Here is a 631-nt window from a genome sequence, read left to right on the forward strand (position 1 = left end):
TGAAAACTGAGCAGGCAGATTGTTTCATTTTTGTTGTGCTTGAAATGCGCGCTTAGGGAAATTCAGCCGAATCAAACATGAAACAGGCTGTTTATGCTAAAATCGTAGCCCCATAAAAAATAAAAACAACGTCATTTTTAACTGAGATTATCCGATGAAAAAAGAACACATTATGCAAAACGCTCCATCAGGCCGCCATCGCCTCATTCATGCAAGCATCGCTTCCGCTTTAGCCCTCATTAGCTTTTCCGTTCAGGCAAATCCCCAGCAATCTAAAGAAAAGAATGGTTTTGCCGAAATTCCGTTTTACCTGAAAAACGTAAACGAGCCTATTGGCCAGCCCAGAGTCAAACACAATATTATGTTTTTGATTGATGACTCGGGCAGTATGTTGGCTGATGCTAAGGGTGAATATCATGTAGATGATAAGAATAGAAAAATCAATATTGCAAAATCGGCATTAAAGAAGATTTTGGAGCGGTATAAAGATCAGTTTAACTGGGGCTTGCAGACTTTACATAATAATCCTCGGTATTGGAAATGGGATGAGGAAAAAAGGAAAAAGGATAATGCTCTTTACGCATATGCAGAATTGTCTAGCCCCGACGATGACAAAGGCGATATGAAGGAT

The 631-nt window shown here is 39.6% G+C and carries 1 pseudogene; it reads left to right on the forward strand.

Features of this window, described 5'->3' with window-relative positions:
- Positions 1-172: 172 nt before the first annotated feature.
- Positions 173-631: pseudogene (locus tag ACTHUR_RS15410) on the forward strand (hypothetical protein); the annotation flags it as partial.

This window comes from Neisseria sp. P0021.S007, assembly GCF_051956855.1.